Origin of the sequence: Kitasatospora putterlickiae (assembly GCF_039527695.1) — a bacterium.
In the GTDB taxonomy this organism is placed as follows: domain Bacteria; phylum Actinomycetota; class Actinomycetes; order Streptomycetales; family Streptomycetaceae; genus Kitasatospora; species Kitasatospora putterlickiae.
The window spans coordinates 43653-49571 of the sequence record NZ_BAAAKJ010000198.1; the positions used below are offsets into that span (position 1 = coordinate 43653).

Below are 5919 nucleotides of genomic sequence, written 5' to 3' on the forward strand. Positions count from 1 at the left end.
CACCCCGCGGGCGCCGCCACGGCGAGCACCCGGCGCACCGCTCCGAGTCGTGAGGTGAAGACCATGTCACTGCTCTCCAGCGTCACATCCCCGGCGGACCTGCGGGCCCTCCCGGCCGCCGAACTGCCCCGGCTCGCCGACGAGATCCGCGACTTCCTGATCGACGCCGTCACCCGCACCGGCGGCCACCTCGGCCCGAACCTCGGCGTCGTCGAACTGACCATCGCGCTGCACCGGGTCTTCGACTCCCCGCGCGACCGGATCGTCTGGGACACCGGCCACCAGAGCTACGTCCACAAGCTGCTCACCGGCCGCCAGGACTTCTCCCGGCTGCGCGCCAAGGGCGGTCTGTCCGGCTACCCCTCGCGCGCCGAGTCCGAGCACGACGTGATCGAGAACTCGCACGCCTCCACCGCGCTCTCCTACGCCGACGGCCTGGCCAAGGCCAACCGGCTGCTCGGCAGGCACGACCCGGTGGTGGCCGTGATCGGCGACGGCGCGCTCACCGGCGGCCTCGCCTGGGAGGCGCTCAACAACATCGCCGACGCCAAGGACCGCCCGCTCGTCATCGTCGTCAACGACAACGAGCGCTCCTACGCCCGCACCATCGGCGGCCTCGCCAACCACCTCGCCGCGCTGCGCACCACCCAGGGCTACGAGCGCTTCCTGTCCTGGGGCAAGGACGCCCTGCAACGCACCCCGGTGGTCGGCCAGCCGATCTTCGACGCGCTGCACGGCGCCAAGAAGGGCTTCAAGGACGCCTTCGCCCCCCAGGGCATGTTCGAGGACCTGGGCCTCAAGTACCTCGGCCCGATCGACGGCCACGACCTCACCGCGCTGGAGTCCGCGCTCACCAAGGCGCGCGGCTTCGGCGGACCGGTCATCGTGCACTGCCTCACCGTCAAGGGCCGCGGCTACCGGCCCGCCGAGCAGGACGAGGCCGACCGCTTCCACGCCGTCAACCCGATCGACCCCTACACCTGCCTGCCGATCTCGCCCACCGCCGGCGTCTCCTGGACCTCGGTGTTCGGCGACGAACTGCTGGCCGTCGGCGCCGAGCGGCCGGACGTGGTGGCGATCACCGCGGCGATGCTCCAGCCGGTCGGCCTGGCCGCGTTCGCCAAGGCCTACCCGGGGCGGACCTTCGACGTCGGCATCGCCGAGCAGCACGCCGTCGCCAGCGCGGCCGGCCTGGCCACCGGCGGCCTGCACCCGGTGGTGGCGGTGTACGCGACCTTCCTCAACCGGGCCTTCGACCAGGTGCTGATGGACGTCGCCCTGCACCGGCTGGGCGTCACCTTCGTCCTGGACCGCTCCGGCGTCACCGGCAACGACGGCGCCTCGCACAACGGCATGTGGGACCTCTCGATCCTCCAGGTCGTCCCCGGCCTGCGGCTCGCCGCCCCGCGCGACGCCGACCAGCTGCGCGCCCAGCTGCGCGAGGCCCTCGACGTCGCGGACGCCCCGACCGTGGTCCGCTTCCCCAAGGGCACCATCGGCCCGGCCGTGCCCGCCGTCGAGCGGGTCGGCGGCGTGGACGTCCTGCTGCGCACCGGGGAGCCGGCGGAGATCCTGCTGGTCGCCGTCGGCACCATGGCCGGCGCCGCGCTGGACGCGGCCAGGCTGCTGCTCGCCGAGGGGTTCACCGCGACCGTGGTGGACCCGCGCTGGGTCAAGCCGGTCGACCCGGCGCTGACGGCCCTCGCCGCCGGGCACCGGCTGGTGGTCACCGTCGAGGACAACGGCCGGGTCGGCGGCGTCGGCGCGGCGGTCGCCCAGGCGCTGCGGGACGCGGACGTGGACGTCCCGGTGCGGGTGCTGGGACTGCCCCAGGATTTCCTCGGGCACGCCGCGCGCGGCGAGATCCTGGAGGAGACCGGGCTGACCGGCACCGGGGTCGCCGCCCAGACGGCCGCCTTCGCCAAGCACCTGCTACCGGCCCGAGGACTACCGGACCGGGGACTTCCGAACCGAGGAGCGAACCAGCACCATGCCGGCTGACCCCGACCGCACCGACCGCCTTGACCGCACCGGGCTCCAGCAGCACGTCGACGGTGACGGGCGCGCCGGGTCGCGCTTCGACCTGGCCGCCCTGCTCGCCGAGCGCGGCGGTGAGCGGTACGAACTGCAGAGCCGCTACCTGAACCCGCAGCTGGCGCGGATGCTGCACACCATCGGCTTCGACAAGTACTACGAGCGGGCCCGGGGGCAGTACTTCTACGACGCCGAGGGCAACGAGTACCTCGACATGCTGGCCGGCTTCGGCATCTTCGCGCTCGGCCGCCACCACCCGGTGGTCCGCTCGGCCGTCCAGCAGGTGATGGACCTCGACCTGCCGGACCTGGTCCGCTTCGACTGCTCGCCGCTGCCCGGCCTGCTCGCCGAGCGCCTGCTCTCCCACGCGCCCGGGCTGGACCGGGTGTTCTTCGGCAACAGCGGCACCGAGGCGGTGGAGACCGCGCTCAAGTTCGCCCGGTACGCCACCGGCCGGAAGCGGATCCTCTACGCGGACCACGCCTTCCACGGGCTGACCACCGGCTCGCTCTCGGTGAACGGCGAGAACGGGTTCCGCAAGGGCTTCGACCCGCTGCTGCCGGACACCGCGATCCCGCTCGGCGACCTCGCGGCGCTGGCCAGGGAGCTGAAGCGCGGAGACGTCGCGGCGCTGATCGTCGAGCCGATCCAGGGCAAGGGCGTACAGGCGGCCCCGCCCGGCTGGCTGCGGGCCGCGCAGGAGCTGCTGCACGACCACAAGGCGCTGCTGATCTGCGACGAGGTGCAGACCGGCATCGGGCGCACCGGCGAGTTCTTCGCCTACCAGCACGAGGACGGCGTGCTGCCGGACCTGGTCTGCGCGGCCAAGGCGCTGTCCGGCGGCTACGTCCCGGTCGGGGCGACCCTCGGCAAGGGCTGGATCTTCGAGAAGGTGTACTCGTCGATGGACCGGGTGCTGGTGCACTCGGCCAGCTTCGGCTCCAACGCGCAGGCGATGGCGGCCGGACTGGCGACCCTGGAGGTCATGCGCGACGAGCGGGTGGTGGAGAACGCCCGCAAGGTGGGAGACCACTTCCGCGAGCGGCTGACCGCGCTGGTGGACCGGTACGAGCTGCTCGCCGAGGTGCGCGGACGCGGCCTGATGATCGGCATCGAGTTCGGCCGACCGAGGTCACTGAAGCTGCGGACCGGCTGGACGGCGCTCCAGGCGGCCCGCAAGGGGCTGTTCGCCCAGATGGTGGTGGTCCCGCTGCTCCAGCGCCACCGGATCCTCACCCAGGTGTCCGGGGACCACCTGGAGGTGATCAAGCTGATCCCGCCGCTGATCATCACCGAGGGGGACGTGGACCGGTTCATGGCGGCCTTCACCGAGGTGATGGAGGACGCGCACCGGGGGAGCGGTCTGATGTGGGACTTCGGGCGGACGCTGGTGAAGCAGGCGGTCGGAAACCGCTGAAGGCGGGCGCCGTTCACGGGGTGGGGGCCGGGGGCCGGCTTCCCACCCCGCGGGAGACACCGCGTCAGAGTTCGGTCCGGCGGCGCCGGAGGACGATGACGAGATCGACGACGGCGAACAGGGTGAGGATCCCGCAGGCCACGGCGAAGCCGGTGAGGGTGCCCCGGCTCGGCGCGCCGTACGCGGGGGCGTTCGCGGCCCAGACCGCGAAGCCCGCGGTGGCCAGCGCGAACAGCGGGGTGAAGGTCAACGACAGCAGGTAGCGCAGCTTGAGGTCGCTGCGGGCGGTGGCGGGCTCGGAGCCGCTGCGCCACCGCCGCGGGGTGGTGGCGGGCATCCAGGTCACCTCCCGGCCGTGCGGCCCGTTGCCGTACCGGCGGTCTACGATTCCAGCGTACGTCTGCCGGACGAGCCGAGGAGGGGCGATGACGGACACGGACGCGGAGGGCTACGCCGGGCTGCGGGTCGAGCGGGCCGAGGAGTTGGCCCGCCGGCACGGCTGGGCCTCGGTGCGGGTGCTGCCGCAGGGGGCGGCGATGACCATGGACTACCGGGAGGGCCGGCTCAACCTCGCGGTGCGTGACGGGGTGGTCGTCCGCAGCTGGGAGGGTTAGGGTCCGTCTTCAAACCCCCGCCTGCCGGGCGACGCGCCCCCAGCCTGGCGGCCGGGAGGTGCCCCCAGGGCACGCACCTCGCCGCGTTGTCGTCGGTCGCCGATGGCCCCCAGCCTGGCGGCCGGGAGGTGCCCCCACCGCATGGACTCCCTCCTCCGCCTTGCGATGCACGCACCCGTGGGGGTACCTCCCGGCCGGAGGCTGGGGGAGCCGCCCGGCCCGCCCTCCGGGCGGACGACGGGGGTTCGAAGACGGACCCTGGGGCCGGTCTCCTGGATCCTAGCCGGGGCGGGCCCTGGCCGTCCTCCGGCGCCGGGTGAGCCGGCGTTCGGCGGCGAGCACCAGCGGTTCCAGCAGCGGGAGCGAGAGCAGGACGAGCAGTCCGGCGGCCCAGCCGGCCAGGACGTCGGTGACCCAGTGGGTGCCGAGGTAGACGGTGGTGAGGCCGACCGACCAGGCGGTGGCGCCCGCGAGCAGGGCGCCGGTGCGCCGCCAGCGGACCGCCAGGTAGGCGAGCGCTCCCCAGGTGACCACGGCGTTCGCGGTGTGGCCCGACGGGAAGATGGTGCCGCCGGAGAAGAGCCCGGGTGAGCCTATGTAGTGGGCGTAGTGCGGGCCGAGCCGGCCGGTGACGATCTTGACCCCGCCGACCGTGAGGTTGAGCAGCAGCAGCGCGGCGCCCATCACCAGCAGCGGCCGGACCCGGCCGAGCCGGCGGGCGCGCCAGCCGAGCCACATGAACGCGGCGAGCGCGGAGGGACCGCGCTGACCGGCCACCACCCAGGTGTCGAGCAGCGGTTGCAGACCGGGCCAGTGCTCGGAGGGCCGGTACAGGCGTATCTTCCAGTCGAGGTCGACCAGCGAGGTGTCAAGCAGGACGGCGGCGGCCACGAGCAGGTAGCCGGACGCGGCCAGGCCCAGCAGGGCGGCCTGCCGGCGGCCGAGGGGCGGCCGGACGCTTTCACGGGAGACGCCTTCGCCGGAGACGGGACCGCGGCGGGTGGTCAGGAGCTCCGGGCGGCGCGGCGGTTCACTCGGCGCATGCACGGCGGTGAACCTACCCAGCGACGCAGCGTGATTCCCCGTCGGATTCGGAATTCCCCGGCAAAGCCGTTCTCCGATCGGCCAAGGTCTGTTTCAGGACGATCCAAAGACGTTTTCAGATCGAATGTCCGTAAGGGGTTCGTGTGCTTTTTCCCAAGTCCGGGCAAAAGGAGCGGGGCGGGAGACCGGCCGCGCCGGTTCCCACCCCGTGGTAACCCTGTGTAGGTTCGGTGGCTCAGTCGAGGGGGCCGCCCGCCACGTAGACCACCTGGCCGGAGACGAAGCCGGCGCCCTCGGAGGCGAAGAACGAGATGGTGTGGGCCACGTCCTCCGGCACGCCGACCCGCTGGACCGGGATCTGAGTGGCCGCGGCGGCCTTGAAGTCCTCGAAGTCCATGCCGATCCGGGCGGCGGTGGCGGCCGTCATGTCGGTGGCGATGAAGCCGGGGGCGACCGCGTTGGCGGTGATGCCGAACTTGCCGAGCTCGATGGCCAGGGTCTTGGTGAAGCCCTGCAGACCGGCCTTGGCTGCGGAGTAGTTGGCCTGGCCGCGGTTGCCCTGGGCGGACGAGGACGACAGATTGACGATGCGTCCGAAACCGGCGTCCACCATGTACTTCTGGACCGCCCGGGTCATCAGGAACGCGCCGCGCAGGTGCACGTTCATGACCGTGTCCCAGTCCGATTCGGTCATCTTGAAGATCAGGTTGTCGCGCAGCACGCCCGCGTTGTTGACGAGCACGACCGGGGCGCCGAGCTCGGCGGCGATCCGCTCGACGGCGGCCTGGACCTGTCCGGCGTCCGAGACGT

6 protein-coding genes are annotated in these 5919 nt (G+C 72.6%); 3 read left to right on the forward strand and 3 right to left on the reverse strand.

Features of this window, described 5'->3' with window-relative positions:
- Positions 1-63 precede the first annotated feature (63 nt).
- Together dxs and ABD308_RS19975 are read left to right on the forward strand one after the other, a co-directional pair.
- A complete protein-coding gene (dxs, locus tag ABD308_RS19970) occupies positions 64-2001 on the forward strand; it encodes a 1-deoxy-D-xylulose-5-phosphate synthase (protein ID WP_344337195.1) in 1938 nt (645 codons plus the stop codon).
- Entirely contained in the window at positions 1991-3451 is a 1461-nt protein-coding gene (locus ABD308_RS19975) for an aspartate aminotransferase family protein (RefSeq protein ID WP_344337156.1), read from the forward strand. Before dxs ends, ABD308_RS19975 begins: the two co-directional genes overlap by 11 nt.
- Before the next feature lie 64 nt (positions 3452-3515).
- On the opposite strand, the gene ABD308_RS19980 is transcribed toward ABD308_RS19975, so the two are convergent.
- Positions 3516-3788, reverse strand: coding sequence for a DUF6343 family protein (locus tag ABD308_RS19980; protein ID WP_344337157.1), 273 nt, complete (start codon positions 3786-3788; stop codon positions 3516-3518).
- A gap of 88 nt (positions 3789-3876) precedes the next feature.
- Here ABD308_RS19980 and ABD308_RS19985 point away from each other — a divergent pair, with 88 nt between their 5' ends.
- Positions 3877-4065: an I78 family peptidase inhibitor gene (locus ABD308_RS19985; protein ID WP_030392181.1), complete on the forward strand. Its 189-nt coding sequence runs from the start codon at positions 3877-3879 to the stop codon at positions 4063-4065.
- 279 nt (positions 4066-4344) lie between these two features.
- Here the strand turns inward: ABD308_RS19985 and ABD308_RS19990 are convergent, their stop codons facing one another.
- Positions 4345-5112 (reverse strand): phosphatase PAP2 family protein, encoded by a 768-nt coding sequence (locus ABD308_RS19990; RefSeq protein WP_344337161.1) that lies wholly within the window; start codon positions 5110-5112, stop codon positions 4345-4347.
- A 232-nt stretch (positions 5113-5344) separates the two neighbouring features.
- Positions 5345-5919, reverse strand: a 575-nt coding sequence (locus ABD308_RS19995; RefSeq protein ID WP_344337163.1) for an SDR family oxidoreductase, incomplete at its 5' end; no start/stop codon positions are given.